A 26,563-nucleotide genomic window follows, 5' to 3' on the forward strand; every position below is an offset into this window, starting at 1 on the left:
CGCCGGCCCGCCCGGCTGTCTCTGGGGTGGGGGCCGCCCCCCCCGCGCGGGGGCGGCGGGGGGCGCTGGGCCCCCCCGGCCCACCCCCCGACGCCCGGTGAACGGGTTGTACCGCTCCTCGGTCACCGGAGTGCTCACAGAGTGTCGTTCAGTGCTTTGATCGGCATCTGCAGATCGACCAACAGATCCAGATCCTTCTCGGCGGGACGCCCGAGGGTCGTCAGGTAGTTGCCGACGATGACGGCGTTGATTCCGCCGAGGATGCCCTGCTTGGCACCGAGGTCGCCGAGAGTGATCTCGCGTCCACCGGCGAAGCGCAGGATCGTGCGAGGCAGCGCGAGACGGAATGCCGCCACGGACTTGAGCGCCTCGCTGGCGGGCAGCACGTCCAGATCACCGAACGGGGTACCCGGACGCGGGTTGAGGAAGTTGAGCGGGACCTCGTCCGGCTCGAGTTCAGCCAGGTTGGCCGCGAATTCTGCGCGCTGCTCCAGCGATTCGCCCATGCCCAGGATTCCGCCGCAGCACACTTCCATGCCTGCTTCGCGAACCATCCGCAGGGTGTTCCAACGCTCTTCCCACGAGTGCGTGGTGACGACGTTCGGAAAATGCGACTTCGAGGTTTCCAAGTTGTGGTTGTACCGGTGCACACCCATGGCGGCCAGTTGGTCGACCTGTTCCTGGGTCAGCATGCCGAGCGAGCAGGCTATCTGGATGTCGACCTCGTTGCGGATCGCCTCGATGCCGGCCGCGACCTGAGCGAGCAACCGGGCGTCGGGTCCGCGGACGGCGGCCACGATGCAGAACTCGGTAGCGCCCGACTTCGCAGTCTGCTTGGCAGCTTCCACCAGGCTCGGGATGTCCAACCAGGCCGCGCGAACCGGCGACTGGAAGAGTCCGGACTGCGAGCAGAAATGGCAGTCCTCCGGGCAGCCGCCCGTCTTGAGGCTGATGATTCCCTCGACCTCGACCTCCGGTCCACACCACTTCATACGCACATCGTGGGCGAGAGCCAGCAGGTCTTCGAGCCTGTCGTCGTCGAGGCGGAGTACGTCGAGCACCTGGCTTTCGGTCAGGCCAACTCCCCTTTCGAGAACTTGCTCGCGCGCCTGGTCGAGGATGTCGACCGTCGCAGGGGCCGTGCTAATCGGGGGCGGGGTCACAGACGTCTCCTTCAGAACCAGCAAAATTGAACACCGTACAAGTTGAACGGTGTTCACGTTAGAGACGTGGTGGAATACTGTCAAAGGCGGGTCCGATCGACATCTGATCGCGAGCGGTCAACAGCGAGGCGAAACGAGGGGAACAACAAGTGCAGTTGCGACGCGGCGACGTGCTGGACGGCGCCATGGCGATACTCGACGAGTTCGGGCTTGCCGACCTCACGATGCGTAGGCTCGCAACCTCGCTTGGCGTCCAACCCGGCGCCCTCTACTGGCATTTCCCGAACAAACAGACCTTGCTCGGCGCGGTCGTCGACAAGATCCTCGAAGACCTCGACGCCCCCGTTGACGCGGACACGTGGCAAGAGGCGTATTCCGAACTGGCACACAGACTTCGATCTGCCCTGCTGGCGCACCGCGACGGCGCCGAGTTGGTCAGCGCCACCTTCGCCTCACGGATGACAAGCAGCAAGGTGCGCGAGCACTTCGTGCAAGCCGGGCAAGAATCCGGCCTCTCACGCGAGCACGCCCAACTCGCGGCGTATGCCCTGCTCTATTACGTACTCGGCCATACCGTCGACGAGCAGTCCCGAGCGCAGATGGAAGAAATGGGGGCACTCACCCGAGCTCCCATCTCCCCCGACTCTCCCGAGGTCATCGGCGGCGGTTCCGACGCGGACCTCCTCGACGGCGATCCGACAGTGCGATTCCAGTTCGGCCTGGACCTCTTCATCGACGGCATTCGCACTCGCCTGAATTCGATCCCCGATTCAACGCCCATCGAATCGGCTCTACGACACTCCTGACAGTCGCAGCAATGCAGTAGCGCCGGCCGCGACAATCACCACGACCACCAACGGGGCCTTGAACCAGGCGCAGATACCTCCGGCCACCACGCCGAGCATCCGCGCCGGACCCGCAACGTCATGTCCGGCGAAGATCGTCGAGGTCGCAACCACTGCAAGCAACAGCATCACGACAGCACGATCGAGGGACTTCTCGGCGAAGCCGGAGAGCGTCACCCGAGCTCGGAGCAGAACACCACTGACCCGCAAAGCGTAAGAGCCGCAAGCGAACACCACAATGCCGATCCAGACCGATGCAGCATTCATCGAACCTTCTCCCGGAACGGTATCGTCACCGCGATACTCAGCAGAGCGACGAGTGGCGCGGTACCCGACGGCAGGAACGGTGACGCGGCCACTGCAACCGCTGCACCGATCACAGCGGCAAGCAATGTCACCTTTTCCCTCAACGCGGGCAGGACCAGGGCCAGAATGACGACCGGAAAAGCGGCATCCAATCCCAACGCGGCCGGATCTTGGACGACGCTGCCGAGCAGCCCGCCCAGGAGAGCTCCGATCGGCCACGACACCGCGATCCCGATCCCACAGAACCAGAAGGCCGCACGCTTCTGCTTCACCGAGCCCTGCGCCATGGCAACCGCGACGCTTTCGTCGTTGACCAGGTGCGCGCCGACCAACTTGCGCCAACCCGAGCCCCTGCGCCAGCCTGAATCCGTGTGGCGAGCCTCGCCGAGAAAAGATCCCGCTGCCAATCCGTAGGCGAAGTTTCGGGAGTTGATCAGCAAGCCGGCTACAACTGCAGCGACGGCGCCGCCTCCGGCCGCGATGATTCCGATGAACAAGAACTCCGAAGACGCTCCCAGAACGAGTACAGCCAACGCCAAAAGCTGCCACAACGAGAATCCAGCCGATCCTGCCGTCACACCGTAGGACACACCGACGATGGCCACGGAGAGACAGATCAGCACGCTCACCCGAACCGTGTCTCGATCAACTGTTCGCCATAAAGAACGCATGTATTCTATGTTGAACGAAGTGACACCGTTCGTCAAGTAGAACGATCGATCGGAGAATCGAACGATGCCCAGTAATGAAACGGATACAGCGGAGACTCCTCAGAAACTGGTCGCCGTCGCACTCAAACGCGAACGTGCCCGAGCAGGCTTGAGCCTTTCGGAGGTCGCCCGGCGCGCCGATATCGCCAAATCCACACTCTCCCAACTCGAATCCGGACTCGGAAATCCGAGCCTCGAAACTCTGTGGGCACTCGGAAACGCATTGGGTGTGCCGTTCTCACAACTCGTCGACTCTCAGGCACAGACCGTTCAGTTGATTCGAGCCGGAGAAGGGCCCGCGATTGCGTCGGCGAACGCGTCGTACATCGCGACACTCTTGGCGCCGAGCCCACCGAACGCACGCCGCGATCTGTATCGGATCGTCGCCGAGCCGGGCGAGCCTCGCATTTCGACTCCGCATGCCCGCGGCACCACCGAACACGTTGTGATCGGTACGGGTCGGGCCGAGGTCGGGCCGACCGCAGATCCGATCGAGCTCGGACCGGGCGACTACCTCGCATATCCCGGCGACGAGGAGCACATCTTTCGGGCACTCGAACCAGGCACGACGGCGATCATGGTTTCGGAGCACACCTGAGCCTCGATCAGTTTCACCGATGAGTTTCGTCGCTGCGGGAAGTCTGTATCTGCAAGGTGATGTGGCCAGCGCCTCGATCACCGACGCCAGTAACGACCAACAGCAGGAGGACACATGTCCGGATCCAGCATCAGCAGCATTTTGCTCTCGAGCACCAACCCCGAACGCCTGCGCGACTGGTACGCCGAGGCGTTCGCCCCGAAGGTGGACCGCACCCCGGGCGAACCCGGCTACGACGTCCTCGACTTCAACGGTTTCTACGTGATGCTCGACAGACGCGACGACGTCGGCGATACCAACCCGCAGCCCGGCCGAATGTTCCTCAATGTCGAGACCGACGACGCCCGGTCGATCGCGCAGCGCATCGATGCACTCGGCGGAAACTGGTTCGCCCCACTCGAAGACCGCGGGGGCAGTTTGTTCGCCACCGCTATCGACCCCGACGGAAACTACGTTCAGATCATCGAGTTCAGCGAGGAAGCCAGGGCCGAGATGGAATCCGGAATGACGGATTCCCACACCACCTAGTCCGGCAACCGCTGGGAACGGAGATAGTCATGCTTGCAGACACGAAAGCATTCAGCGGATTTTCGGTGACTGACATCGACGCTGCAAAGAAATTCTACGGCGAAACACTCGGGCTGAAAGTGACCGACGAAGACATGGGACTCATTCGCCTACATCTTGCCGGCGGAACCGAGATCCTGGTTTATCCGAAACCGAATCACGAAGCGGCGACGTACACGATCCTCAACTTCGTCGTCGACGACATCGACACAACCGTCGATCAACTGACCGCACGTGGTGTGGAGTTTCTGAAATACGACGGATTCCCCCAGGATGCGCGAGGCATCATGCGTGGCAACGGCCCCGATATCGCGTGGTTCACCGACCCCGCCGGCAATGTTCTGTCGGTAATCAAGGAGTCCTGACGCGCTTAACCGCTGAACAGCTGTGACTGCCGCTGTTCAGCGGTGTCGGTATTGGAGCGTTCCGCTGCCGCAGTTTCACGCTCGGCCGCCAATTGCTCGGCGCTTTTTGCGTCGACAACGGGCTCCGACGCACTGAGGTCGGAAAACAAGCCACTGTTCGATTCGTTCACATGCCACCCTTTTGCCTGGTCATCGTTGCCGCGCGCAGATAAACCTGCGTTAGAGATCGGTCGATGGCTACTTAAATACTGCCGCCCGTACGGCGCCCACAAGACGCCGATGACTCAGCAGTTCTTCACCCAGTCTTGCACGCCTGTGTTTTCCACGAGAAATTCGGTCCAGACGGGTTGTCATCGACCGCACGGCGGAGCAATGTGAAAGATGAGCGCGGAGCAGGTCGGCAGCACTTTCGTCGGACACCTGGCCCCTCAATTCACCGCACAATTTTTGGAGGAATCATGTTGGGAATTGCTTTGGGCCTCGGCAGCGCTGCTGTCGGAATCGGCCTCGGACTGCTCGGCGCAGGAGCGGGAATTCTGCTGAGCGACAAGACCGTCAAAACCGCACGACGTGAACTCACCGCCTGACGAGGGCGAGCGCACTGAAAACGGCGAGCGCACTGAAAACGGCGAGCGCACTGAATACCTCGGCGTTGGAGTCAGCACTCGAGTGAACGCCGCGATGCGCCATCCCGCGCACTGGGTGTTCTCACGGGCCACGCGACGACGGGGCGTGCATACGGACGCGGTTGTTCCGACCAGCGCCCAGGATGTGCTCGACAGGTTGACAGCCCTTCGAATAAGCACGTGGAGTTACGGTTTCGACCACAAGTCGATCCGCCACCTGGGTCCGATGGCGCAGGATTTCGCAGCGATTTTCGGCTTGGGATCCAACACCCGTCGTATCTCGGCCGTCGATGCGAACGGCGTGTGCATGGCGAGCATCCAAGCCTTGAACCGCAAAATAGGCGCCCTCGAGACAAAAGTCAGCGGGCTCGAGAAGGAACTCGACACACTGCGCACGGAGACGGGTGAGGCGAAAACGGATCGAAATACGTTAGAGATGAACAACAATCACAAATCCTCGGCGCTCGACGAATTCGGCGGTTCCACCGGTCTGTAGTTTGTTCGGTGTGACCGCCCCTGATTCAGACTCCGACTCAGCTTCAGACTCCGACTCGGACCCCAACGAGATTGCCGCACTGTTCGACGTGACATCCGACGCTGTCGGAGACGAACATGTCGAACAGGCACTTTCCGAATTCGGCCTTGGCACAACGGAGATCACGGAGACCGCGGCCCGCATCCGGGCCAGTCGGTCGGAATTTCGTCGACTGCGCCGCCGCGAGAACGAATTGGCGGTCCTCTATTCGAGTGCGCGCGAGCTTGCGCAGGTTCGCGACGTCGACACACTGCTGCAGAGACTGGTCAACCGCGCACACGACATCATGGGCACCGACGTCACGTACCTGTCCGAGTTCGATGTGGTCACCAGAGATCTGAACGTTCGAAAGACAGCCGGCGCGGTCTCGCCGGAGCTCCAGCATCTGCAGGTTCCTGCGGGCGCCGGCTTGGTCAGCGCGATTGCCGAATCTCGTGCGGCCCAGTGGGTCCAGAACTACAGCGAATACACGCAGTCGCGGCACGACGAGGTTGTCGATGCCGCGATAGTCGCCGAGGGTCTGGTGGCGATTCTCGGTGTGCCGATGCTCTCGGACGGCCAGATCCTCGGTGTCCTGTTTGCCGCCGATCGCCGGGAACGACGATTTACCGCAGATCAGATCGCCCTGCTCTCTGCTCTCGCCGATCACGCCTCGGTAGTCCTGCAAACCGCACGGGCGCTGGACCGCGCCGAGGAATCCGCCGCCGAGACCGGGCGAGCACTCGACGAGCTGCGCGAGCACGTGTCCGCACGGGACAAATCGAACATCGTCCACCAGGATCTGATCCATGCCGTTCTCCGCGGTGGTGGCTACGCCCAGGTAGCACGAACTCTCAGCAGCGCACTCGAGCGCAGCACCGTCGTCGTCGACAACGAGCTACGCCCTCTCGTCACATCGTCGGGTGAGCAGATCACGACGGTGCCGTTGTCGCTACCTCGCGCCGTGTCCGATGCCATCGACCAGAGTCGCCGCAGTGGCCGATGCACGTTCGTCGCCGATAACAGCGAGACCGTGATCCAACTCGTCAGCGCCGTCACCGCCGGAGAATCATTCCTCGGGGCGATCTTGCTGAATCGATCGGACGCGCCGATCGGACCCGTCGAACTCAGGACCGTGGAACGGGCAGCTCAAGTTACAGCGATTCTCGTGTTGCAACACTCGGCGGCGGCAGCAGCGGATCGGCGCGCACGTGACGAACTGGTCGCCGACCTGTTGAGCACTGCGCCCGAGCGGAGGCGCGATCTCGAACGTCGGACCCGCAACCTCGGTATCTCCCTCGGCGAACTCGACACCGTCCTCGTGGTGTCGGTCGCTCCGGAACTCCGCACCGCCGCGCTCCGTGCAATCGGGCAGAGTCTGCCGGTCGGAGCTCTGGCGTCGCAACACGCCGGATTGATCGCGGTGGTCTCGCGCTCGGGGAACCCTGCAGCCGCGGCGACCGTCGTTCACCGCCAGATCACCGGTTCGGTAGGACCCCACGCTGTAGTGATCGCGCCGGCAACGGCGGAGCGCCCCGAAGAGCTCCCGGCGCGCTTCACCTCTGCGCTGCGCACCGCCCGCCTGCTGTCGGCGTTGGGCAAGACCGACGGCGCGGTCACGACTGCGTCGTACCTGCCTTACACCGTTCTGTTCGGCGAGAATCCGGAATCACTCCATCAATTCGTCGACGAAGTAATCGGCCCGGTACTCGCCTACGACCGAGACAAGGACACCGATCTCACGGCGACCCTTCGGGCTCTGGTCCGCAACGACGGGAGCCCGACCAAGGCTGCTCGCGCACTCAACTACCACCCGAACACCGTCGTTCAGCGACTCGACCGCATCCGCACCCTCCTCGGTCACTCCTGGCGTGAAGACGAGAACTTCTTTCGCGTGTCCATGGCGACGAGGCTCGACGAACTTCGAGAAGTGGGAGCCGAAGAGGGTGGAACCGACATCAACGACAGCGGCGATGGTGCATGACACTACAATTTCGACCGATCGATGTGTTGTGAGCACGTGGCCTGGCAGGCATCAACCTCCCTACTGTGAAGCGGAGCACAGAACCACTTCAGGAGGACGACCCCCCGTGTCATCAACCAACAGCCGATCAACCAACAGCCGCATCGCCGATTTCCGGTCCTACGACGTCGCCGCACGGCGCGCCGAGATCGTTCGCCAGACCGACCTGACCGAAGCAGACATCGCGGTCTACGACGCTGCCGACGGCCTCACTCTCGATCAGGCCGATCGCATGGTCGAGAACGTCCTCGGCGTCATCGGCATCCCGGTCGGCGTGGCCACCAACTTCACGATCAACGGCAAGGACTACCTGATCCCCCTCGCCACCGAGGAGCCGTCGGTGGTCGCCGCCGCGAGTAACGCTGCTCGCATCGCACGCGGACTCGGGGGCTTTCACGTCTCGAGCACCCAGCCGATCATGCAAGCCCAGATTCAACTCGTCGACGTAGTGGATCCGGCAGCTGCCCGCATCCGACTCCTCGAGGCACGTGAAGAAATCATTGCACTCGCCAACGAGCAGGACCCGAAGCTGGTCAGCGTCGGCGGTGGCGTGAAGGACATTTCGGTTCGCATCGTGTCCTCGGACAAGGCCGCCTACGTCGTCCTCCACCTTCACGTCGACGTACGAGATGCGATGGGCGCCAACGCAGTCAACACGATGGCAGAGGCAATCGCGGATCGAGTAGCCGAGATCGGCGGCGGGCACGTCGTTCTTCGCATTCTCACCAACAAGGCAGATCTGCGGCTGACGCGCGTTCGTGCCGTGTTCGACGCCGAATTGATCGGCGGTGCAGAGGTAGTGGACAACTTGATCCATGCCGCACGCTTGGCAGAGCTGGATCCCTACCGCGCCGCGACACACAACAAGGGCATCATGAACGGCATCAGCGCCGTGGTGTTGGCGACCGGAAACGACACGCGCGCAGTCGAAGCCGGGTGCCATTCCCATGCAGTCAACGCCGACGGAATCTACTCCTCACTCTCGCATTTCGAGAAGAATGCCGACGGCAACATCGTCGGCACCCTCGAGCTACCCATGCCGGTCGGCCTCGTCGGCGGCGCCACCAAGGTGCACCCGGTAGCGCAGGCCGCAATCAAGATGCTCGGCGTCGAGAGCGCCGAAGAACTCGCCGGCATCATTCTGGCAGTTGGCCTCGCACAGAACCTGGCTGCTGTCCGCGTTCTCGCCAGTGAGGGTGTCCAGCGCGGGCACATGGGACTACACGCCCGCAACATCGCTGCCACCGCCGGAGCCCAGAAGAGCGAGATCGACGCCGTGGTTGCACGCCTGATCGCGGACAAGAGCATTCGCGTCGAGCATGCCGAGAAGGTTCTCGCCGAGATCCGCGGCGGAAACTGACCACGATGACCGAAACAGTTGCAGGATCACCAGTGTGGAAGCCGGCGCCTCATCGAGTGTCGGCGACGGGTCTACCGACCGCGGTCCGGGTCTACGAAGTCGGACCACGCGACGGACTTCAAGCCGAAACGGCAGTGATCCCGACCGAGACGAAGGCCCAGTTCATCGAACGCCTGGTCGCGGCCGGTTCCCGCACCGTCGAATTGACGAGCTTCGTCTCGCCTCGATGGATCCCGCAACTTGCCGACGCGGAAGAATTGATGGGTCGGCTGCACCTACCGGACTCGGTACGCACGGTCGTCCTTGTCCCGAACCGCAAAGGTCTCGAGCGGGCCGTTGCCGCAGGGGCGAGCGAAGTTGCCGTATTCGTCAGCGCCACAGAAGAATTCGCGAGACGCAACCTCAACTCTACGGTGGACGGCGCAATCGCCGCGGCCGCCGAGGTCACTGCCGCCGCGCGAGCCCTGGGACTTCCCGTCCGCGGGTACATCTCGATGTGCTTCGGCGACCCCTGGGAAGGCGCAGTGCCCGTCGAGCGTGTCGCCGACATCGCGAAAGCCTTGATCGACTGCGGTGCCCTCTCGCTCTCACTCGGCGACACCATCGGCGTCGGCACGCCTGGCCATGTGCTCGCCTTACTCGGTGCGATCCGCGAACGTGGCATCCCCACTTCGCAGATCGCGATGCACTTTCACGATACCTACGGCCAGGCACTGTCGAACGTCTACGCGTCGCTGACTGCGGGTGTCTCCGAATTCGACAGTTCCGCAGGCGGTCTCGGACGGTGCCCATATGCCAAGGGCGCGACCGGAAATCTCGCCACCGAGGACTTGGTGTGGATGCTCCACGGCCTCGGGATCGACACCGGCATCGACCTGGATTCCCTTACCGACACAAGCAGTTGGATGGCCGAACAGATCGGACACCCGAGTCCGTCCCGAGTTGTCAGCGCCCTCCGCGCAGCACGCACCTGACACTCGTCGCGCAAGCCCCTCATCTCGCAAGTCCCCCACCTCGCAAGCCTCTCGCCATGCATGACACTGGAGAAGACTGATGTCACCACCGCAGTCGGCAACGACGCCGACCACCACCACCGAACCGACCGAGCAGCAGACGTACCTCGAAGTCTGGGGCGACACCGTCAACGGTCGACACCTCGCGATCTCCGTCCTGGTCGGCAGTGTCGTCGGCGCTTCGGCCCTTCTCGCGGCCCAGGCACTGTTCGAACGGGTCGTCAGTGAACCGTCGTTGGCCCAGGCGTACAGCCTGCTGGTCGGCATCGCGGCCTGCCTGCTCGCCGGCGTCGTCTGCGGAATCTTCATCAAGCCGAAGAGGATAGTCGCGTTGGCAGCCGCCGACGCGGAGTCGATCGACGGCGTCATCACGATGATGAGTGAACAACGCCAGGGTCTGGGCACTCTCGCCGACATTCCGGAACAGAGCCAACAGGAACTTCGCGAACTCGGTCTGTACGACCATTTCGCCGCCGCCGAGGCCGAGCACGCACCGGCCTCGAATGCACCGAAGGACGGTGGGCGCGCATGAGTTCGGTCCTGACCAACGAAATTCTGATTGCCGTTCTCTTCGGCATCATCGGCGCGGTCGCATTCACGTTCATCGGATTGATTTCCGGCACGGACGAGACCGCCACCATCGCGCCACTGACGCTGCTCGTGATCCTGCTCGGCGCTCCCCCGGCCGCGGTGTTCACGTTCTTCCTCTCCGGCGCGATCGCCAAACACATGACGCACGCGGTGCCGACGATGCTGCTGGGCATTCCCGGTGACACGATGGCGATTCCGCTTTTGCCGGAGGCGCAAATGATGCGCTCACTCGGCATCCCGCACATCGCACTCCGCAAGGCGATCTCGGGAGCGGTGATCTCGGCGTTCGTCGCTGTGCCGGTTGCCGTGCTGTTCGCGACCATCCTCGCGCCGTTCGCCGATACCGTTCAATCGATAGCACCCTGGCTGTTCCTGGTCGCCGCCATCGGTATCGCCTACGCCTCGCCGGGCCGCTGGGCCGGGGTCGTCGCTCTCGTTCCCTTCGTGATCTTGATCCTCGGCGCCCGCGCGTTGACGTCGAATTACGATGTGTCGCTCAACATCAGCTACTTCCTTGCCATCGCAGTCGGGCCGCTGATCGCGGACCTCGCACTGACCTTGGGTCCGTCGACCCGTAAGGACATGGAGCGCAGTGAACCCAAAACTGTTGCACTGGCCCCGGACATCAAGGGATGGAAGGGATACTTCCCCAATCCCCTGAAGGTCCTCGATCGCAAGCAGATCGGTTACACCGCAGCCGCCTCCACGGTATCGAGCGCAACATTCGTCTTCAGCCCTGTCGCCATGACCGTTCTGATGGGTGAGCTGGTAGGTGCGCGGATCAAAAACGGCTATCACCGACTGACCACGATGGTCTCGGCGAAAAACGGTACGACGGAATCCACCTACATCGCAGAAACCCTCATCCCGCTCGTCGCGTTCGGCCTTCCGCTCAGCCCGCTCGCGGCAGGTCCCGCGGCACCTCTCTTCAACGCTCCGCCGGTCTTCGAGACCAATCAGGAAACCGGAGTGATCAACAATCTTTCCACGTACCTGACGCAGTGGGAGTTCCTGCTCTACGGCCTGCTGGCAGTGGTCACGGCAACGGTCATCGCATATCCGTTTGCCATGAACTACGCGTACCGCGCTGCGTCAGCGGTGGTCAAGCACATCAGTCACGAAGCTGTGATCGCGGTGTTCACGGGACTCGTCGTCGTCATCAGCATCTGGGAGGGCGGCATCCTGGGCCTCCTGATCACCGTGACCGTCGGCTTGGTCGGTGGCCTTCTCGGGCGTCTGTTCAAGATTCACGGCGGTGTCCTGTTCATGGGTTACTACGTCGCCCTGTTCAGCGTTCCGGCACTGATCAACCTCTTCTGAATCGCTCGACACCACCAACCCGTGCGGACCTGCAAACACTGCAGGTCCGCACGGGCTACGTGACTTCTCCGAGCGTCAGCGAGACCGTTCGATTCCGGTCGAGTTTCTTCGCTTCGTACAAGGCTTCGTCGGCGCCGTCGACCAGTTGCGTCAGATCCGCGTCGCCGTGGGGTGAACACGCGACACCGATGCTGACGGTCGGCCCGAGGTCACCCAACACTGCTGACGAATTCTCCGCCTGCGCGCGTCGAATCATCTCGGCCGTTGCGGTCGCACCTTCCAGATCGACACCTGACATCAAAACGACGAACTCCTCGCCGCCCAAGCGGGCGAACAGATGCTTGTCGTCGAGGTTCCGCCGCACCTGATCGGCAAAACTCACCAACGCGGTATCGCCGGCACGATGACCGAGGTTGTCGTTCACCATCTTGAAGTGATCCAGATCCATCATCAGGACGCTGACCGGACGTCCGGAGCGTCGACGCGGATCGGTCGCACCCGTCACGCCGCCGCCTCGCCGGAAGAACTCGTCCCGACGCAACGCACCGGTGAGATCGTCGTGGGTCACGGCTTGTGTCAGCGCTTCGAGCGCGCGGCGGCGCTCGAGGATCACACATGCCACCGCGATCGGCGCTACCGCCAGCAGCGACAATCCGATCTGGACCGACGCACTGACGGGCGAGAGGCCTTCGCTGGACAATCCGAGATGACCGTCGGCCGTCAGCACCAACGTCCAGGCAGTTGATACGGCTGTGAGCATCGACGTGACAAAAACATTGGTGAGCAAGGCTGCAGTCACGAGCGCCGGCATGGCGAACGCGATCGCTCCGGCGCCGCCGATCACCCACTCCAAAATGATGCAGACCGCCAGGAGCGCTGTCGGAACGATTGATCGACGCACAAGTGCGGCAACGGCTTTCGGGTCTCGATCAACTCGCCGAAGCGAGGGGAACGTCAGCACCAGTGGGACGATGGTCATGTAGTTGACGAACTCACTCGAGAACCAGAGCAACCAGCCGTCCCACCACTGTCCGCCGAACAGCACGCGGTTTGCGATTCTGCCGACGAGCGCTGCCATCGACGCGCCGACGACCGTCATCGACACGAGATATCCGACAGACTGAATACTGGTCAGACGACGGTCCTCACCGTCAACCCAGCGAAAGGCGTAGAAGGCGCTCGCGACCCCGACGACGTTGGCCGCGTTGAGCCACACCGTGGACTCCCACGCCCCGCCGGTGATCAGGTCGGCTCCGACATAACCTGCCACTGCGCAGATCCAGGTGAGCGGTGTCGCGGAACGCGGTGACCGAAAGAGAATCCCGAGCAGCAGCGCGTTGGCCGGCCAGAAGACAGCAAGCGTGCCGGGTTGGCGGCTCAGAATTCCGACGAGGCACGAGACGAAGACGACAACACCGATGAGCACTGCGCGGCGTACGGCCGATGACGACAATCTTCCGACCGTACTCACCACCTACATTCGACTGACCAACTCACAATTCGACAACCACGATCGGGTGACTCGGGCCCAGGACTCTGGGTCGCCCAAGACGCCGGCCGAAATATACCGACCGGAATCGTACGCGAGGGACGCCGAATTCAAGGCGCCCCGCTGTGCCTTGGCTATCGATGCAGACAAATCGGACGTTACGGCTCTAGTTGGCCAAAAGAGACTTACTGAGCTCGGCCCAAGCTGTCTGAGCAAACTCTCGGGCACTAACGCTGCCGCTACCGGCCGGCATTGCTCCGACAAGGGGGACGCCGCTGACCGAGACCAGATCCTCGCGATTACACCTCTCGGCCAGGTCCGGTTCCTGCGGCCACGAACCGATCACCAACCCGGCGCAGTCCACGCCGGATGCCCCGAGCGCTTCCACTGTCAGAGCAGTGTGATTAAGCGTGCCCAGGCCGGAGGCAACCACCAGCAAGACGGGCGCTGACAAAGCGGCGGCAAGATCACGCGCGGTGAATCCGTCCGTCCCCAACCGGACCAGCAAGCCGCCGGCGCCTTCGATCAGAGTCAGGTCGTGAGTGGCGTCCAGGTCGGAAGCGACCCGGACCACGTCGTCGAGCGCCAACAACGGGAGACCACTTCTACGCGCAGCAGTATCGGGCGCCAAAGGTTCGGGATACCGCGCCAACTCGACCAGCGTCACACCGCCACCGGTCAGACGGTCGACCTCGGCCAGATCACCCGCACCGTCGACGTCGACGCCGGTCTGCGCCGGTTTGAGCACAGCGACCGACTTTCCGGACTGCAGGGCCACCGAGGCCAGTGCTGCCGTCACCACTGTTTTCCCCACGTCGGTCGACGTTCCGGTCACTACGAGAATGCTCATTCGCGGGCACCTGCCAATACTTCGCGCAGTACGAGTGAGATCTGCTCCATTTCGGCAGCGGACAGCGTTGCTCGTGCAGTCAGGCGCAAGCGCGACGTTCCTTCCGGAACCGACGGTGGCCGGAAGCATCCGACATGCAGCCCCTGGTCCCGGCACGCCGACGCGGCATCGAACGCCCGTTGCGGATCACCGAGAACGACCGAGACGACGGCAGATTCAGGCGATGGGGCCCCGGTGACGTCGGCGAGTTCGGTCGCCCGGGCAAGGACGTCGAGCGCTCGCGTCGGCTCGCGCTGGAGGACGGCGAGTGCAGCCCTGGCCGCGCCGACGGCGGCCGGGGCGAGACCGGTGTCGAAGATGAACGTTCTTGCCGCGTCGATGAGATGCGCGCGGATCTTGTTGTCGCCGAGTACAACTCCGCCCTGGCTGGCGAGCGACTTCGACAACGTCGCCGTCACGACGATGTCGGGTTCACCGGCCAGGCCCGACTCGTGAACGAGTCCGCGTCCACCGGCACCGCGCACACCGATGCCGTGCGCCTCGTCGACCAGCAGAATCGCGCCGTGTTCGCGGCACACCTGATGCATCTCCCGCAGCGGAGCGAGATCTCCGTCGGCACTGAAGACCGAATCGGTGACGACCAGCGCTCGCTCTTCGGATCTGGCGCGCAGCGTGTCGGCGAGAAAGTTCACGTCCGAATGTGGGGCAACGGCTACCCGAGCGCGTGACAGTCGGCAGGCATCCACGAGCGAGGCATGCGATCCCGCGTCGGAGACGATCAACGACCCGGGCCCCGAGAGGGCCGTCACCGCGCCGAGATTGGCGGCGTATCCAGAGGAGAACACGAGACCGGAGTCCGCCCCGACGAACTCGGCCAGTTCGACTTCGAGCAGTTCGTGTTCGGTGGTGGTGCCGGTGACCAGACGCGAACCCGTGGCGCCTGCGCCCCAGCGGCGCAGCGCCGCCGTAGCACCCTCGATCACGTCGGGGTGCCGCACGAGTCCGAGGTAGTCGTTCGACGCCAGGTCGATCAGCGGGGAGTCGACCGTGCGCGGACGGAGTTCGCGGCGCAGTCCAGCGGCCCTACGGTCCGCTTCGACGGCAGTGAGCCAATTCAGCGAGGTGTTCACTTTTCCGACCATACTTGAACACCGTTCAACTCAATGGTTAGGGTGCATCCGTGCTCACAACCGGACTTGATCCTCATGACGTCTCCGCCATCGATGCCGATGTGCTCTGGCATCCGTACGGATCGTTTCCCGCGTCGACTCGTCCGCTGATCGTCGACTCTGCCCAGGGGGCCACCCTCACGCTCTCCGACGGCCGGCGACTCGTCGACGGAATGAGCTCGTGGTGGGCCGCCATTCACGGCTACCGCAATCCCGTGCTCGACGCCGCCGCCGCGCGGCAGCTGGGCAAGATGAGCCATGTCATGTTCGGCGGACTGACGCACGAACCCGCCGCTCGCCTCGGGCGAATGCTCGTCGACATCACACCACCTCACCTCGACAAGGTGTTCCTCTCCGATTCCGGTTCGGTGGCCGTCGAAGTCGCAGTCAAGATGTGCCTGCAGTACTGGCGGAGCCTCGGAAAGCCGTCGAAAAATCGTTTGATGACCTGGCGCGGCGGATACCACGGTGACACCTTCACCCCCATGAGCGTCTGCGATCCCGACGGCGGCATGCACTCTCTCTGGACCGACGTCCTTCGCCCTCAGGTCTTCGCCCAGACACCCCCGGCGGACTATCTCCCCGAGTACGTGCAGGAGTTGGAAGCGCTACTGGCCGAGCATCACGACGAGCTGGCCGCGGTGATCGTCGAACCGGTAGTCCAAGGCGCCGGCGGAATGCGCTTCCACGACCCCGCGTACCTGATCGACCTACGTAACCTTTGTGACAAGTACCAAGTCCTCTTGGTCTTCGACGAGATCGCCACCGGATTCGGACGCACCGGAGAGCTGTTCGCCGCCGATCACGCTGGCGTCAGTCCCGACGTCATGTGCGTCGGCAAGGCACTGACCGGCGGATACATGAGTCTGGCGGCAACGCTGTGCACCACGGAGATAGCGGAGACCATCACCGCCGGTGAGGGCGGCGGGCTGATGCACGGCCCCACCTTCATGGGCAATCCACTTGCGTGCGCCGTCGCGGTCGCGTCGACCGAACTCCTGCTCGCGATGGACTGGCGGCGCGATGTCGCTGCCCTCGAACATGGTCTCGCTCGCGGCCTCGCCGAAGCGGTCACCATTGCCGGGGTCGTCGACGTCCGCGTCAAAGGCGGAATCGGAGTGATCGAACTCGAGCAGCCGGTCGACATGCAGAGCGCGACCGATGCAGCCGTCGACGCCGGCGTCTGGCTACGACCGTTCCGAAACCTCGTCTACGCGATGCCTCCCTACCTCTGTTCGGAGGCAGAGGTGGAACAGATCACAGCCGGAATGCTTGCAACCGCCCGCAGCCAGGCAAAACGGTGATCAGCGGCGTAGACAGTCGACGAGATTCGATCGGCTGCACCCGATAGGGTCTGATTCATGGATCAACCGCCGAGCGCGCCCTCAGCCACTCCCATCCCGGTATGGCCTGGCAGTGCGTACCCACTCGGTGCAACCTACGACGGCGCGGGAACCAATTTCTCGCTCTTCTCCGAGGTCGCCGAAGCTGTCGAACTGTGCCTGATTGCCAAGGACGGAACCGAAACCCGCATCAGGATGGACGAGGTCGACGGTTACGTCTGGCATGCGTACCTTCCGTCGGTATCCCCCGGTCAGCGATACGGCTACCGCGTGCACGGGCCGTACGATCCGGCGGCAGGGCTGCGATGCGATCCGAGCAAGCTCCTGCTGGACCCGTACGGAAAAGCGTTCGACGGAGACTTCGACGGAGACCGTTCGCTGTTCTCCTACGACGTCGAGTCGGCGGGTGATCCCGAACCTTCAGCGGACGACGACACTCCTGCGGTGGAGTCGGAAGAAGTTACCGACGAGACGAGTTCGGAAGCCGAATCGGACGAAGCTGAACCGACTGAAGGCGTGTCGACTGAAGGCGTGTCGACTGAAGCTACATCGACCGAGGTGGACCTCGAGGACGAAGACGAGGGCTCCACCGGCGATCAAGAGTCGGACGAGGCCCTGGGCTCCGACCCCGAACCCTTCGACCCGGAACCGCTGGTCGACGAACCCGCCACCATCCCTTTCCCCCAACATGATTCGCTCGGTCACACGATGTCGACCGTCGTCATCAATCCGTTCTTCGACTGGGCATCCGACCGCTCACCGAAGCGTCCGTACCACGAGACGGTTATCTACGAAGCGCACGTCAAGGGCATGACCGCGACGCACCCTGGAGTTCCGGAGGAGTTGCGCGGCACCTACGCCGGACTCGCGCATCCGGTGATCATCGAGCACCTCACCAATCTGGGTGTCACGGCGATCGAACTGATGCCGGTCCACCAGTTCATGCACGACCAGGTGCTGCTCGACCAGGGGCTGCGAAACTATTGGGGTTACAACACCTTCGGCTTCCTCGCCCCGCACACCGACTACTCCTCGGCGGCAAAACCCGATGCGGCCGTAGCGGAATTCAAGGCCATGGTGCGTAGCTTCCACCAGGCGGGTATCGAAGTGATCCTCGACGTGGTCTACAACCACACCGCCGAGGGCAACCACATGGGGCCGACCATCAGCTTCCGCGGTATCGACAACGCCGCCTACTACCGCCTGGTCGACGGCGACGAAGCGCACTACATGGATTACACCGGAACGGGCAACAGCCTCAACGCCCGTCATCCGCACACTCTGCAGCTGATCATGGACTCGCTGCGGTATTGGGTCACGGAAATGCATGTCGACGGTTTCCGCTTCGACCTCGCCTCGACACTCGCCCGTGAACTGCATGACGTGGACCGACTCTCCGCCTTCTTCGATCTGGTGCAACAGGATCCGATCGTCAGTCAGGTGAAGCTGATCGCCGAGCCGTGGGACGTCGGCGAAGGCGGTTACCAGGTCGGCAACTTCCCCGGCCTGTGGACCGAGTGGAACGGCAAGTACCGCGATACCGTCCGCGACTATTGGCGCGGTGAGCCGGCAACTCTGGGAGAGTTCGCTTCCCGCCTCACCGGTTCCTCTGATCTCTACGAGGCAACCGGACGACGCCCCGGCGCGAGCATCAATTTTGTCATCGCCCACGACGGTTTCACCCTGCACGATCTCGTCTCGTACAACGAGAAGCACAACGAAGCCAACGGCGAGAACAACAACGACGGCGAGTCACACAACCGATCCTGGAACTGCGGCGTCGAAGGCCCCACGGACGACCCGGCGATTCTCGAACTCCGTGGACGCCAGAGCCGGAACATTCTCGCAACGCTGATGCTCAGTCAAGGCACCCCGATGCTGGCTCACGGCGACGAGATGGGTCGAACTCAGCAGGGCAACAACAACGTCTACTGCCAGGATTCGGAACTGTCCTGGATGGATTGGACTCTCGCGGAAACCAACGCGGACCTCGTCGAGTTCACCAAGCGCGCAATTGCCTTGCGCGCCAAGAACCCGGTATTCCGGCGTCGTCGATTCTTCGAGGGCCGACCCATTCGAAGTGGCGATCAGAGTCGCGACATCGCCTGGCTCACGCCGTCGGGCGAGGAAATGACTCCGGCCGACTGGGACAGCGGTTTCGGTAAGTCGCTGGCTGTCTTTCTCAACGGCGACGCGATCCCGGAACCGAACTACCGCGGCGAGCGCGTCACCGGCGATTCGTTCCTCCTCTGTTTCAACGCCCACTACGAGGATCTCGAATTCTCCACCCCCAACGCGGACTACGCGTCGGAGTGGACTGTCGTGCTCGACACGTCGATCCCGACCGGTGAGAGCGACACCGTGATCAAAGCCGGCACAACACTGGATGTAAAAGCGCGAGCATTGACGGTACTTCGTAGAACCGCCTGAGGGAGACGTGCACATGGCCCCGATAACCAGCACCTACCGACTGCAGTTGCGCCCGGACGCGTTCACCCTTCGTGATGCGGCCGCACTGGTGGACTACTTCGAGGCGTTGGGGGTCTCGCATCTTTATCTCTCCCCCATCCTCACGGCAACGTCCGGGTCGACGCACGGCTACGACGTCACGGATCCGACAACCGTGTCCGCTGGACTCGGCGGCCGCGAGGCCCTGGTGGAGCTCTCGCATGCGGCCCGGGCACACGGAATGGGCCTGATCGTCGATCTCGTCCCCAACCATGTCGGGGTTGCCAAACCACGCGAAAATGCCTGGTGGTGGGACGTTCTCACGCATGGACGGGGGTCGGAGTACGCGGATTTCTTCGACATCGACTGGGCCGAGGACAACGGAGCCGACGGAGCCGACGGAGCCGACGGAAAACTTTCGCTCCCGATACTGGGCAGCCAAGACGATCTCGAAGCCCTGACTGTCGAAAAAGATGGCGAGGAAACACTTCTCGCGTTCTACGAGCACCGCTTCCCTGTCGCGGCCGGTACCGAATTCGGATCCCCACAGGAGGTCCACGCCAGGCAGTCGTACCGACTCGTCCCGTGGAACGCCGGAATCATCAACTACCGACGGTTCTTTGCCGTCAACGAACTCGCTGCCCTGCGCCAGGAGGATCCTCGAGTCTTCGAACTCTGCCATCGGGAACTGAAGTCGTGGGTCGACGAAGGACTGATCGACGGAGTTCGCATCGATCACCCGGACGGACTCGCCGATCCGGCAGAGTATCTGGGGCGTCTGCGGGCACTGCTCGGACCAGAGCAGTGGCTTGTGATCGAGAAGATCCTCGGCCACACGGAACCACTCGATCCGCTGCTCCCGATCGACGGCACCACCGGATACGACGCCCTCAATCAGTTGGGCGGAGTCTTCGTCGATCCCGCCGCCGAACTCGAATTGACGGAACTGTCAGCCGATTTGACCGGTGACGACGGGGACAGCACGTGGTTGCATCACACCGAACGTCAGTTGAAACGCGACACCGGGCGCGGTGACCTTGCACCCGAGGTTCGCAGGCTCGTGCGCGCAATCCAACGCGAAACCGGAAGTCGTTGCAGTGAGGCCGAACTGAACGACGCAGTTGTCGTCGCGATCGCCCGGATGCCGGTGTATCGATCCGACTACAGCCCCCTTGCCGGTTTGGCCGCACGCATCGTCGGAGACATGCACGAGTTGGCCCCGGGGCATGAAGCAGCGTTCAACGTGTTGGCGCAAGCGCTGGTCAACGGCGGTGAATCAGCGGTTCGCTTCCAGCAGGTGTGCGGCGCAGTCATGGCCAAGTCCGTGGAAGATCGCCTCTTCTATCGAACGGCGCGCTTGGTCTCTCGTCAGGAAGTCGGCGGCAACCCGGCGTCGCTTGCTGTCTCCGTCGCCGAATTCCATCTCCACAACGCGGACCGAGCGAAGCAGTGGGCGCGCGCGATGACGAGTCTGTCCACTCACGACACCAAACGCGGCGAGGACGTGCGGGCGCGGATCGGTGTTCTGTCCCAGGTGCCGACCCTGTGGTCCCGAATCATTCGCGACTGGGAAGACGTCTGCCCCAGCCCTGATCCACTGACCGGATTGTTTTTGTGGCAGAACATCATCGGCGTGTGGCCGGCGGACGGTCGCTCGGCGGCCTCGGTTCCCGAGCTGCGCGAGCGTATACACGCCTATGCGGAGAAGGCTGTCCGCGAATCCGGCGCGAAGACTTCCTGGAACGATCCGGACGCCGGCTTCGAATCGGACGTGCACCGGTGGATCGACGAGGTGATCGACGGTCCGGTCGGTGAATCGGTCAGCGAGTTCGTCGGCCGGATCGCTCGTCACGGCTGGTCGGACTCTCTGGGCCAAAAGGTGCTCCAACTCCTCGGGCCGGGCGTTCCCGACGTCTATCAGGGCACTGAGCTGTGGGAGGACTCGTTGGTCGATCCGGACAACAGGCGCCTTGTCGACTACAGAGCGAGGCGATCACTCCTCGAAGCCGAAACCGCGCCGATCGACGCGACCGGAGCTGCAAAGTTACATCTCGTTCGCACGGCACTGACTCTGCGGCGGGAGAATCCCTCGTGGTTCGACCGCGGTGAGTACCGGCCGATCTTCGCTTCGGGTTCCGCGTCCGGTCATCTGGTCGGGTTCTCACGCGGTCCCGTCGGCGAATCGGCCAGTGTCGTTGCTCTGGCGACGCGGCATTCGCTCGGACTCTCGGCGCACGGCTGGCGCGATACGCGAGTCGACCTTCCCGATGGCGACTGGGTCGACGCACTGAACGGACGGCCCGTCACGTCTGCGGATGCGCGGGACATTTTTGCCGCCGGGCCCTGTGCCCTGCTGACCAGAGCGCACTGAGCGATTTCCGCTGACTGGGCATTCCCGCCCGAAAAGAACTTCGTCGCGCTAACTTCCGAAGAGCAGATTGTCACCACTACTCGGAGGTTTGAGCATGACTGCCAGTCGATTCACCGGGAAAGTCGCCTTCATCACCGGGGCAGCCCGCGGTCAGGGACGCGCTGAAGCGGTCCGTCTGGCAGAAGAGGGCGCAGACATCATCGCCGTCGACGCGTGCGTTCAGTTCGAATCCACCTCGTACGCCGGCGCCACCGAAGACGACCTTGCCGAAACCGTAGAACTGGTCAAGGCACTGGACCGTCGAATTGTCGCCACCAAAACAGACGTCCGCGACTTCGCTGCTCTGTCCGCGGCTCTCGAAGCCGGCATCGACGAACTGGGGCGCCTCGACGTCGTCGTCGCGAACGCCGGAATCTGCTCTGCCAACATGTCGTGGGAAATCACGCCCGAGCAGTGGCAGGAAACGCTCGACGTCAACCTGACCGGCGTCTTCCACACCGCAAAGGCAGCAATCCCGCACCTGATCGAACAGGGCACCGGCGGCTCGATCATCTTCACCAGCTCCGTGGCAGGCCTGCGCGGGCTCCCCTTCCTCGGCCACTACGTCGCGAGCAAACACGGCATCACCGGCCTGGCGAAGACGATGGCCTCGGAATTGGGGCAGTACAACATTCGGGTCAACACCATTCACCCGCACGGCGTGGAAACCGGCATGCAGGTGACCGCCATGCGGCCTCTCATCGACGTGAATGCCCACACGCTCGGCCCGATCTTCATGCAGACCTTGCCCGATCCCGTCAGCCAACCCGAAGACATTGCAGCCGCCGTAGCGTTCCTCGGTTCCGACGAAGCTCACCACATCACGGGGATCGCGATGCCACTGGATCTGGGAACGCTGATCCGCTGATCGAATCTTCTCGAGTTTTTCCCGTCCTCGGGGAATATCGCTTCCCCGAGGACGGTTGCGCGACACATGACCAAAACTGTTGTAGCGCAGACATACGGAACGCCCGAGGTCCTGAAGTTGGTTGACGTGGATCTACCGTCGCCGAAATCAGGAGAAGTCCTGGTCGATGTCAAAGCGATCGGCGTGAACCCCTTCGACTTCAAGCTCTACAGCGGCGCTTTCGGCACCGACCCCGAGAAACTTCCGATCCGCCTCGGCGGCGAGGCAGCGGGTGTCGTCTCGGCCGTCGGTGAAGATGTCACCGACGTAGCCGTCGGCGACGAGGTGATCGTCAGCCCTGGCAACGGTCTTTACGCCGAACAGGTAGTCGTGCCGGTCTCCTCGGTCACTGCAAAGCCCGCCGGCATCAGCTGGGAACAGGCAGCCGGCCTCCTTCTTGTCGGCGGAACTGCAGTCGACGCCCTCGACACCATTCGCGTCGGCTCCGGGGACACCGTCCTCATCCACGGCGCGTCCGGCGGTGTCGGCGCGATTGCCGTCCAGTTGGCAGTTGCTCGTGGAGCCACCGTGATCGGCACCGCGGGAGCCTCCAATCAGGACTACGTGCGTTCACTCGGCGCGACGCCAGTGCTCTACGGCGAAGGACTCGAAGCGCGTGTTCGTGAACTGGCACCGAACGGCGTCGATGCGGCGTTCGACACCGCCGGAACGGACGAAGCCGTCGATGCATCTCTGGCTTTGGTCACCGACAAGAGTCGCATCGTCACCATCGTCGCGTTCGGGCGAGCTCAGACCGACGGCTTCGCTTCCGTCGGCGGCGGTAATCCGGCGAGCGCCGAAGCCCGGTTGAAGGCACGATCCGAACTGGTCGAACAAGCCGGTTCCGGACACCTCATCGTGAAGATCGCCAAGACCTTCCCGCTCGCGGACGTGGCACTCGCTCACACCGAGTTGCAGAGTTCGCACCCCGCCGGCAAGTTCATCCTCGTTCCGTGACCTTCAGCTCTGTCTTGCCTAGGCCTTAAGGGCGAGTGGAACCAACAGGGTGGTGCCGAACGCGACGAGCACCGATTCGCCTTCGCGTTCGGCATGTACCTCGGCAGTGACGAACACCTGCTTTCGTCCGGCCTTGACCGATCGCGCCGTAGCGACAAATGCGGTTCCGACGCCCGGACTCACGAAATTGACCGCGCAGTTCGACGCCGCCACGACACCTACCTGGGTGAAAGCAGCAAATCCGCACGCGGTGTCGACGAGTCCCGCCACGAGCGCAGCGTGCAGGTGTCCCGAGTACTGGCCCAGATTCTCACGCCATTCGAGACGCAGACAGACGCGACCCGGTTCGGCCTCCGTGACTTCGAATCCGGCCCACCGGTTGAAGGCCGCCGAGGCGTTGACCGCGCGTAACTGTTCGAGCATTTCAGAATTTCCCATGTAGACCAGTCTACATAGATTGTGATGGATCACCGGGGTGTTTAAGCTCCAACTCGTGGCAACTCCCCCGAAACACCGCGAAGCGCTAGTCCGAGCAGCGGCCGATCTTTTTCGCCGCCAGGGGTATGCGGCAACAGGACTCAACGAGATCCTCAAGTCGAGTGGGGCCCCGAAAGGTTCGCTCTACCACTACTTTCCCGGTGGCAAAGAGCAGATCGGCGCGGAGGTCGTTCGTGTCGGCGGGAAGTTGGTAACCGATACTCTGACAGAACTCGCCGAGAGCCAACCGGACGCCGGATCGCTTCTACGCGAGTACGCGCGGTTGCTGGTCGGATGGGTGAGCGAATCCGAATTCCACGAAGGCTCACCGATCACGACGGTGCTGCTGGAACTCGCCCCCGATTCGGAGAGCGTCACCACCGCCGGGCAGGCGGTCTACCGACAGTGGTCATCGCTACTCAGCGACTCACTGCTCGGGTCCGGTGTCACGCGCACCCGGGCGGAGCGCCTTGCCGTCCTGGCGGTGTCGGCGCTCGAGGGTTCGCTGGTTCGGGCTCGCGTCGAACAATCAGGTCAGCCGATTCTCGATTCCCTCGGCGAAGTCGCCGACCTGTTCGATGGCGCGATCGCGACGGCGAACTCCCGCTGAGCGAACGGCACTCTCGGTCTCATGAAGGCGCCGAAAGGTACGTTCGCTCGGAATCGGAGGGTGGGTCAGCCGGCTTCTGGTCGCCGCCCCGAGGACCACCTCGACCACCACCTCGAGCCGCGCCGACACCGGCGACGACGACGCAAGCGATACCGGCCACCGCCAGAATGCTGGGGACCTGGTGCAGCACAACCAAACCGATGAGCTGAGCGAACGCCGGTTCGAGACTCATCAGCGTGCCGAACGCCGCCGTGGAGAGCCGGCGCAACGAGACCATCTCCAAGACGAAGGGGACGACGGGCAGCAAGATCGCGAGCCCGAGTCCCACGAGAATCAGGTGCGGGGTCAGTCGCCCGATAGCCGAGTGCCCCACGGCAATTGTCGCTGCCAGTCCGGCAACCGCCATCGACACCGCCAGCCCGTTGATACCGGCAACCTCGTCGCCGACACGCTGGGTGAGCAGTATGTACATCGCCCAGCAGAGTGCGGCACCGAGTGCACAAGCCACGCCGACCAGGTCGACCGTTCCCGCCCACGGCTCGGTCAGAAGCACTACTCCGGCGCCGGCCAGAACCGGCCACAGAACGCGGCCACGCCCCCGCAGCAATGCAACTGTCAGCGGACCCAAGAACTCCAACGCGCTTGCCGTTCCCAGCGGAAGGCGCTCCACGGCCGCCATGAACAGGAGCGTCATCCCCGCGGTGACCACACCGAGGACCACGCAGGCCAGAAACGCCTTGCGGGTGAACGCGGACGGCCGGGGCCTGACGATGATCAGAAGAATGATGCCCGCCCAGGCAAGGCGCACCCACGCCGCCCCATCCGCGCCGAGCTGATCGATCAGACCCACCGACACAGCGAGGCCGAGCTGCACGCACAACATCGCCAGAACAGCCAGGCCGACGCCGGCTCGCGCTCTCGTTTCCATAGCTGAATTGAACGGGACAGCGACCGTTCGCGTCCACGCGATTTTGACCCACATAATGTTCACGATTAGTGAATGATCGAAGGATGGAAACCCGTCGACTCCATCTCCTCCTCGAACTCTCGCGTCTGGGTTCGATGCGCGCCGTCGCCGAAGCTCACAACCTCACGACGTCGACGGTGTCCCAACAGCTCGCGGCCCTGACTGCGGAAACCGGCACTGCGTTGATCGAGCCGGAAGGCCGACGCGTTCGCCTCACACCTGCCGGGCAACGACTTGCCGATCATGCCGTCACTATCCTGGCGGCTCTCGACGCGGCTCGACTGGACCTCGATCCTGACGCAGAACCGGTGGGAACTTTGCGAGTCGGCGGGTTCGCGACTGCCATCCGAACGGCGATGCTCCCGGTTGCGCTAAGCCTGAAACACAGCCATCCGCGGGTGGACGTGAGGATCTCCGAATACGAACCAGTTGAGGCCTTTGCACTCCTCGAACGCGACGACCTCGACCTCGCACTGACCTACGACTACAACCTCGCCCCCGCGTCGCCTAGCCCTCTACTCGAAGCAATTCCGATCTGGTCTACGCCGTGGGGACTGTGCGTTCCCGACAACGCGAACACTCCCGACGAGTCCGGGGGATCCGGGATCGATCTCCGCGCCTTCGCAGACACGCCGTGGATAGTGAACTCACGAAACACTGCAGACGAGCGAGCCGTCCGAACTCTCGCATCGCTTGCGGGATTCACCCCTCGGATCACTCACCAGATCGACAGTCTCGACTTGGTCGAACTCTTGATCCTCAGCGGTTACGGCGTCGGACTGATGCCTCTCGAACGCAAGACTCGCGAAGGCGTGCGCGTCGAACCACTCATCGATCCGCCTGTCATCCTCACTGCCTATGCGGTGACCCGTCGTGGCCGAACATCATGGCCGCCACTTCGTCTCGTACTGGACCAGCTCATGACGTACCGGTAA

Annotated in this window: 27 protein-coding genes; 18 read left to right on the forward strand and 9 right to left on the reverse strand. The window is 63.2% G+C overall.

Annotated features, from left to right (window positions below; translation table 11 throughout):
* Nucleotides 1–134: 134 nt before the first annotated feature.
* Nucleotides 135–1,148: a biotin synthase BioB gene (gene bioB, locus ACFQ6Y_RS21150; RefSeq protein WP_024487821.1), complete on the reverse strand. Its 1,014-nt coding sequence runs from the start codon at nt 1,146–1,148 to the stop codon at nt 135–137.
* 164 nt (nt 1,149–1,312) lie between these two features.
* On the opposite strand from bioB, the gene ACFQ6Y_RS21155 reads away from it, so the two are divergent.
* A complete protein-coding gene (locus tag ACFQ6Y_RS21155) occupies nt 1,313–1,969 on the forward strand; it encodes a TetR/AcrR family transcriptional regulator C-terminal domain-containing protein (RefSeq protein WP_378636823.1) in 657 nt (218 codons plus the stop codon).
* On the opposite strand, the gene ACFQ6Y_RS21160 is transcribed toward ACFQ6Y_RS21155, so the two are convergent.
* Together ACFQ6Y_RS21160 and ACFQ6Y_RS21165 are read right to left on the reverse strand one after the other, a co-directional pair.
* Nucleotides 1,955–2,275 (reverse strand): AzlD domain-containing protein, encoded by a 321-nt coding sequence (locus ACFQ6Y_RS21160; protein WP_378636826.1) that lies wholly within the window; start codon nt 2,273–2,275, stop codon nt 1,955–1,957. The genes ACFQ6Y_RS21155 and ACFQ6Y_RS21160 overlap by 15 nt on opposite strands.
* Entirely contained in the window at nt 2,272–2,985 is a 714-nt protein-coding gene (locus ACFQ6Y_RS21165) for an AzlC family ABC transporter permease (RefSeq protein WP_378636829.1), read from the reverse strand. The genes ACFQ6Y_RS21160 and ACFQ6Y_RS21165 overlap by 4 nt, the downstream gene beginning before the upstream one ends.
* Nucleotides 2,986–3,049: 64 nt before the next feature.
* Between ACFQ6Y_RS21165 and ACFQ6Y_RS21170 the strand changes: the two genes are divergently transcribed.
* The 3 genes from ACFQ6Y_RS21170 to ACFQ6Y_RS21180 all read left to right on the forward strand — a co-directional run bounded on the left by ACFQ6Y_RS21170 (nt 3,050) and on the right by ACFQ6Y_RS21180 (nt 4,554).
* A complete protein-coding gene (locus ACFQ6Y_RS21170; RefSeq protein ID WP_378636834.1) occupies nt 3,050–3,622 on the forward strand; it encodes a helix-turn-helix domain-containing protein in 573 nt (190 codons plus the stop codon).
* A gap of 114 nt (nt 3,623–3,736) precedes the next feature.
* Nucleotides 3,737–4,150: a VOC family protein gene (locus tag ACFQ6Y_RS21175; RefSeq protein WP_378538773.1), complete on the forward strand. Its 414-nt coding sequence runs from the start codon at nt 3,737–3,739 to the stop codon at nt 4,148–4,150.
* A gap of 29 nt (nt 4,151–4,179) precedes the next feature.
* Entirely contained in the window at nt 4,180–4,554 is a 375-nt protein-coding gene (locus ACFQ6Y_RS21180; protein ID WP_347872989.1) for a VOC family protein, read from the forward strand.
* A gap of 5 nt (nt 4,555–4,559) precedes the next feature.
* Here ACFQ6Y_RS21180 and ACFQ6Y_RS21185 read toward each other — a convergent pair whose 3' ends face one another.
* The gene (locus ACFQ6Y_RS21185; protein WP_214888215.1) at nt 4,560–4,724 is read right to left on the reverse strand and encodes a hypothetical protein; all 165 of its coding nucleotides are present in this window, start codon (nt 4,722–4,724) and stop codon (nt 4,560–4,562) included.
* 288 nt (nt 4,725–5,012) lie between these two features.
* On the opposite strand from ACFQ6Y_RS21185, the gene ACFQ6Y_RS21190 reads away from it, so the two are divergent.
* The 7 genes from ACFQ6Y_RS21190 to ACFQ6Y_RS21220 all read left to right on the forward strand — a co-directional run bounded on the left by ACFQ6Y_RS21190 (nt 5,013) and on the right by ACFQ6Y_RS21220 (nt 12,001).
* On the forward strand, nt 5,013–5,141 hold the full coding sequence (locus ACFQ6Y_RS21190) for a hypothetical protein (RefSeq protein WP_003941742.1): 129 nt from the start codon (nt 5,013–5,015) through the stop codon (nt 5,139–5,141).
* Nucleotides 5,125–5,676 carry a tail fiber domain-containing protein gene (locus ACFQ6Y_RS21195; RefSeq protein ID WP_378636844.1) on the forward strand — a complete coding sequence of 184 codons (552 nt, stop codon included), beginning with the start codon at nt 5,125–5,127 and terminating at the stop codon, nt 5,674–5,676. Before ACFQ6Y_RS21190 ends, ACFQ6Y_RS21195 begins: the two co-directional genes overlap by 17 nt.
* A gap of 10 nt (nt 5,677–5,686) precedes the next feature.
* Nucleotides 5,687–7,678, forward strand: a complete 1,992-nt coding sequence (locus tag ACFQ6Y_RS21200) for a helix-turn-helix domain-containing protein (protein ID WP_378636847.1) — start codon at nt 5,687–5,689, stop codon at nt 7,676–7,678.
* A 106-nt stretch (nt 7,679–7,784) separates the two neighbouring features.
* Nucleotides 7,785–9,077, forward strand: coding sequence for a hydroxymethylglutaryl-CoA reductase, degradative (locus ACFQ6Y_RS21205; RefSeq protein WP_378636852.1), 1,293 nt, complete (start codon nt 7,785–7,787; stop codon nt 9,075–9,077).
* A gap of 5 nt (nt 9,078–9,082) precedes the next feature.
* Nucleotides 9,083–10,051, forward strand: coding sequence for a hydroxymethylglutaryl-CoA lyase (locus ACFQ6Y_RS21210; RefSeq protein ID WP_378636855.1), 969 nt, complete (start codon nt 9,083–9,085; stop codon nt 10,049–10,051).
* Between the two features lie 79 nt (nt 10,052–10,130).
* Nucleotides 10,131–10,622, forward strand: coding sequence for a hypothetical protein (locus ACFQ6Y_RS21215; protein ID WP_378547239.1), 492 nt, complete (start codon nt 10,131–10,133; stop codon nt 10,620–10,622).
* Nucleotides 10,619–12,001: a tripartite tricarboxylate transporter permease gene (locus ACFQ6Y_RS21220; protein ID WP_317826397.1), complete on the forward strand. Its 1,383-nt coding sequence runs from the start codon at nt 10,619–10,621 to the stop codon at nt 11,999–12,001. Before ACFQ6Y_RS21215 ends, ACFQ6Y_RS21220 begins: the two co-directional genes overlap by 4 nt.
* Nucleotides 12,002–12,056: 55 nt before the next feature.
* Here ACFQ6Y_RS21220 and ACFQ6Y_RS21225 read toward each other — a convergent pair whose 3' ends face one another.
* From ACFQ6Y_RS21225 to ACFQ6Y_RS21235, 3 genes are all read right to left on the reverse strand, one after another.
* Entirely contained in the window at nt 12,057–13,472 is a 1,416-nt protein-coding gene (locus ACFQ6Y_RS21225) for a diguanylate cyclase (protein ID WP_378636866.1), read from the reverse strand.
* Nucleotides 13,473–13,656: 184 nt separating this feature from the next.
* Complete coding sequence (gene bioD / locus ACFQ6Y_RS21230; protein ID WP_378636870.1) at nt 13,657–14,340, reverse strand: dethiobiotin synthase; 684 nt, start codon at nt 14,338–14,340, stop codon at nt 13,657–13,659.
* The gene (locus ACFQ6Y_RS21235) at nt 14,337–15,482 is read right to left on the reverse strand and encodes an 8-amino-7-oxononanoate synthase (RefSeq protein WP_378636875.1); all 1,146 of its coding nucleotides are present in this window, start codon (nt 15,480–15,482) and stop codon (nt 14,337–14,339) included. The genes bioD and ACFQ6Y_RS21235 overlap by 4 nt, the downstream gene beginning before the upstream one ends.
* Nucleotides 15,483–15,520: 38 nt before the next feature.
* Between ACFQ6Y_RS21235 and ACFQ6Y_RS21240 the strand changes: the two genes are divergently transcribed.
* From ACFQ6Y_RS21240 to ACFQ6Y_RS21260, 5 genes are all read left to right on the forward strand, one after another.
* Nucleotides 15,521–16,813 carry an adenosylmethionine--8-amino-7-oxononanoate transaminase gene (locus tag ACFQ6Y_RS21240; RefSeq protein ID WP_378449629.1) on the forward strand — a complete coding sequence of 431 codons (1,293 nt, stop codon included), beginning with the start codon at nt 15,521–15,523 and terminating at the stop codon, nt 16,811–16,813.
* A 57-nt stretch (nt 16,814–16,870) separates the two neighbouring features.
* Nucleotides 16,871–19,282, forward strand: coding sequence for a glycogen debranching protein GlgX (gene glgX, locus ACFQ6Y_RS21245; RefSeq protein ID WP_378636880.1), 2,412 nt, complete (start codon nt 16,871–16,873; stop codon nt 19,280–19,282).
* A 13-nt stretch (nt 19,283–19,295) separates the two neighbouring features.
* Nucleotides 19,296–21,671 carry a malto-oligosyltrehalose synthase gene (gene treY / locus ACFQ6Y_RS21250; protein WP_378636884.1) on the forward strand — a complete coding sequence of 792 codons (2,376 nt, stop codon included), beginning with the start codon at nt 19,296–19,298 and terminating at the stop codon, nt 21,669–21,671.
* Between the two features lie 94 nt (nt 21,672–21,765).
* Complete coding sequence (locus tag ACFQ6Y_RS21255) at nt 21,766–22,578, forward strand: mycofactocin-coupled SDR family oxidoreductase (protein ID WP_378636886.1); 813 nt, start codon at nt 21,766–21,768, stop codon at nt 22,576–22,578.
* Nucleotides 22,579–22,644: 66 nt separating this feature from the next.
* Nucleotides 22,645–23,574 carry an NADP-dependent oxidoreductase gene (locus tag ACFQ6Y_RS21260; RefSeq protein ID WP_378636889.1) on the forward strand — a complete coding sequence of 310 codons (930 nt, stop codon included), beginning with the start codon at nt 22,645–22,647 and terminating at the stop codon, nt 23,572–23,574.
* An 18-nt stretch (nt 23,575–23,592) separates the two neighbouring features.
* On the opposite strand, the gene ACFQ6Y_RS21265 is transcribed toward ACFQ6Y_RS21260, so the two are convergent.
* Nucleotides 23,593–24,012, reverse strand: coding sequence for a PaaI family thioesterase (locus ACFQ6Y_RS21265; RefSeq protein ID WP_378636892.1), 420 nt, complete (start codon nt 24,010–24,012; stop codon nt 23,593–23,595).
* Between the two features lie 55 nt (nt 24,013–24,067).
* Between ACFQ6Y_RS21265 and ACFQ6Y_RS21270 the strand changes: the two genes are divergently transcribed.
* The gene (locus ACFQ6Y_RS21270; protein ID WP_378547207.1) at nt 24,068–24,661 is read left to right on the forward strand and encodes a TetR/AcrR family transcriptional regulator; all 594 of its coding nucleotides are present in this window, start codon (nt 24,068–24,070) and stop codon (nt 24,659–24,661) included.
* A gap of 19 nt (nt 24,662–24,680) precedes the next feature.
* On the opposite strand, the gene ACFQ6Y_RS21275 is transcribed toward ACFQ6Y_RS21270, so the two are convergent.
* On the reverse strand, nt 24,681–25,589 hold the full coding sequence (locus ACFQ6Y_RS21275; protein WP_378636894.1) for a DMT family transporter: 909 nt from the start codon (nt 25,587–25,589) through the stop codon (nt 24,681–24,683).
* 83 nt (nt 25,590–25,672) lie between these two features.
* On the opposite strand from ACFQ6Y_RS21275, the gene ACFQ6Y_RS21280 reads away from it, so the two are divergent.
* On the forward strand, nt 25,673–26,563 hold the full coding sequence (locus tag ACFQ6Y_RS21280; protein ID WP_378636897.1) for a LysR family transcriptional regulator: 891 nt from the start codon (nt 25,673–25,675) through the stop codon (nt 26,561–26,563).

The organism is Rhodococcus sp. NPDC056516 (assembly GCF_042794655.1).
Classification (GTDB): Bacteria; Actinomycetota; Actinomycetes; order Mycobacteriales; family Mycobacteriaceae; genus Rhodococcus_F.

Coding starts and splice junctions, on each gene's coding strand:
- ACFQ6Y_RS21160 (WP_378636826.1), bottom strand. CDS start 2,275: ATGAATGCTGCATCGGTCTGGATCGGCATTGTGGTGTTCGCTTGCGGC.
- ACFQ6Y_RS21165 (WP_378636829.1), bottom strand. CDS start 2,985: ATGCGTTCTTTATGGCGAACAGTTGATCGAGACACGGTTCGGGTGAGC.
- ACFQ6Y_RS21170 (WP_378636834.1), top strand. CDS start 3,050: ATGCCCAGTAATGAAACGGATACAGCGGAGACTCCTCAGAAACTGGTC.
- ACFQ6Y_RS21175 (WP_378538773.1), top strand. CDS start 3,737: ATGTCCGGATCCAGCATCAGCAGCATTTTGCTCTCGAGCACCAACCCC.
- ACFQ6Y_RS21180 (WP_347872989.1), top strand. CDS start 4,180: ATGCTTGCAGACACGAAAGCATTCAGCGGATTTTCGGTGACTGACATC.
- ACFQ6Y_RS21190 (WP_003941742.1), top strand. CDS start 5,013: ATGTTGGGAATTGCTTTGGGCCTCGGCAGCGCTGCTGTCGGAATCGGC.
- ACFQ6Y_RS21210 (WP_378636855.1), top strand. CDS start 9,083: ATGACCGAAACAGTTGCAGGATCACCAGTGTGGAAGCCGGCGCCTCAT.
- ACFQ6Y_RS21215 (WP_378547239.1), top strand. CDS start 10,131: ATGTCACCACCGCAGTCGGCAACGACGCCGACCACCACCACCGAACCG.
- ACFQ6Y_RS21220 (WP_317826397.1), top strand. CDS start 10,619: ATGAGTTCGGTCCTGACCAACGAAATTCTGATTGCCGTTCTCTTCGGC.
- bioD (WP_378636870.1), bottom strand. CDS start 14,340: ATGAGCATTCTCGTAGTGACCGGAACGTCGACCGACGTGGGGAAAACA.
- ACFQ6Y_RS21235 (WP_378636875.1), bottom strand. CDS start 15,482: ATGGTCGGAAAAGTGAACACCTCGCTGAATTGGCTCACTGCCGTCGAA.
- glgX (WP_378636880.1), top strand. CDS start 16,871: ATGGATCAACCGCCGAGCGCGCCCTCAGCCACTCCCATCCCGGTATGG.
- treY (WP_378636884.1), top strand. CDS start 19,296: ATGGCCCCGATAACCAGCACCTACCGACTGCAGTTGCGCCCGGACGCG.
- ACFQ6Y_RS21255 (WP_378636886.1), top strand. CDS start 21,766: ATGACTGCCAGTCGATTCACCGGGAAAGTCGCCTTCATCACCGGGGCA.
- ACFQ6Y_RS21260 (WP_378636889.1), top strand. CDS start 22,645: ATGACCAAAACTGTTGTAGCGCAGACATACGGAACGCCCGAGGTCCTG.
- ACFQ6Y_RS21265 (WP_378636892.1), bottom strand. CDS start 24,012: ATGGGAAATTCTGAAATGCTCGAACAGTTACGCGCGGTCAACGCCTCG.
- ACFQ6Y_RS21275 (WP_378636894.1), bottom strand. CDS start 25,589: ATGGAAACGAGAGCGCGAGCCGGCGTCGGCCTGGCTGTTCTGGCGATG.
- ACFQ6Y_RS21280 (WP_378636897.1), top strand. CDS start 25,673: ATGGAAACCCGTCGACTCCATCTCCTCCTCGAACTCTCGCGTCTGGGT.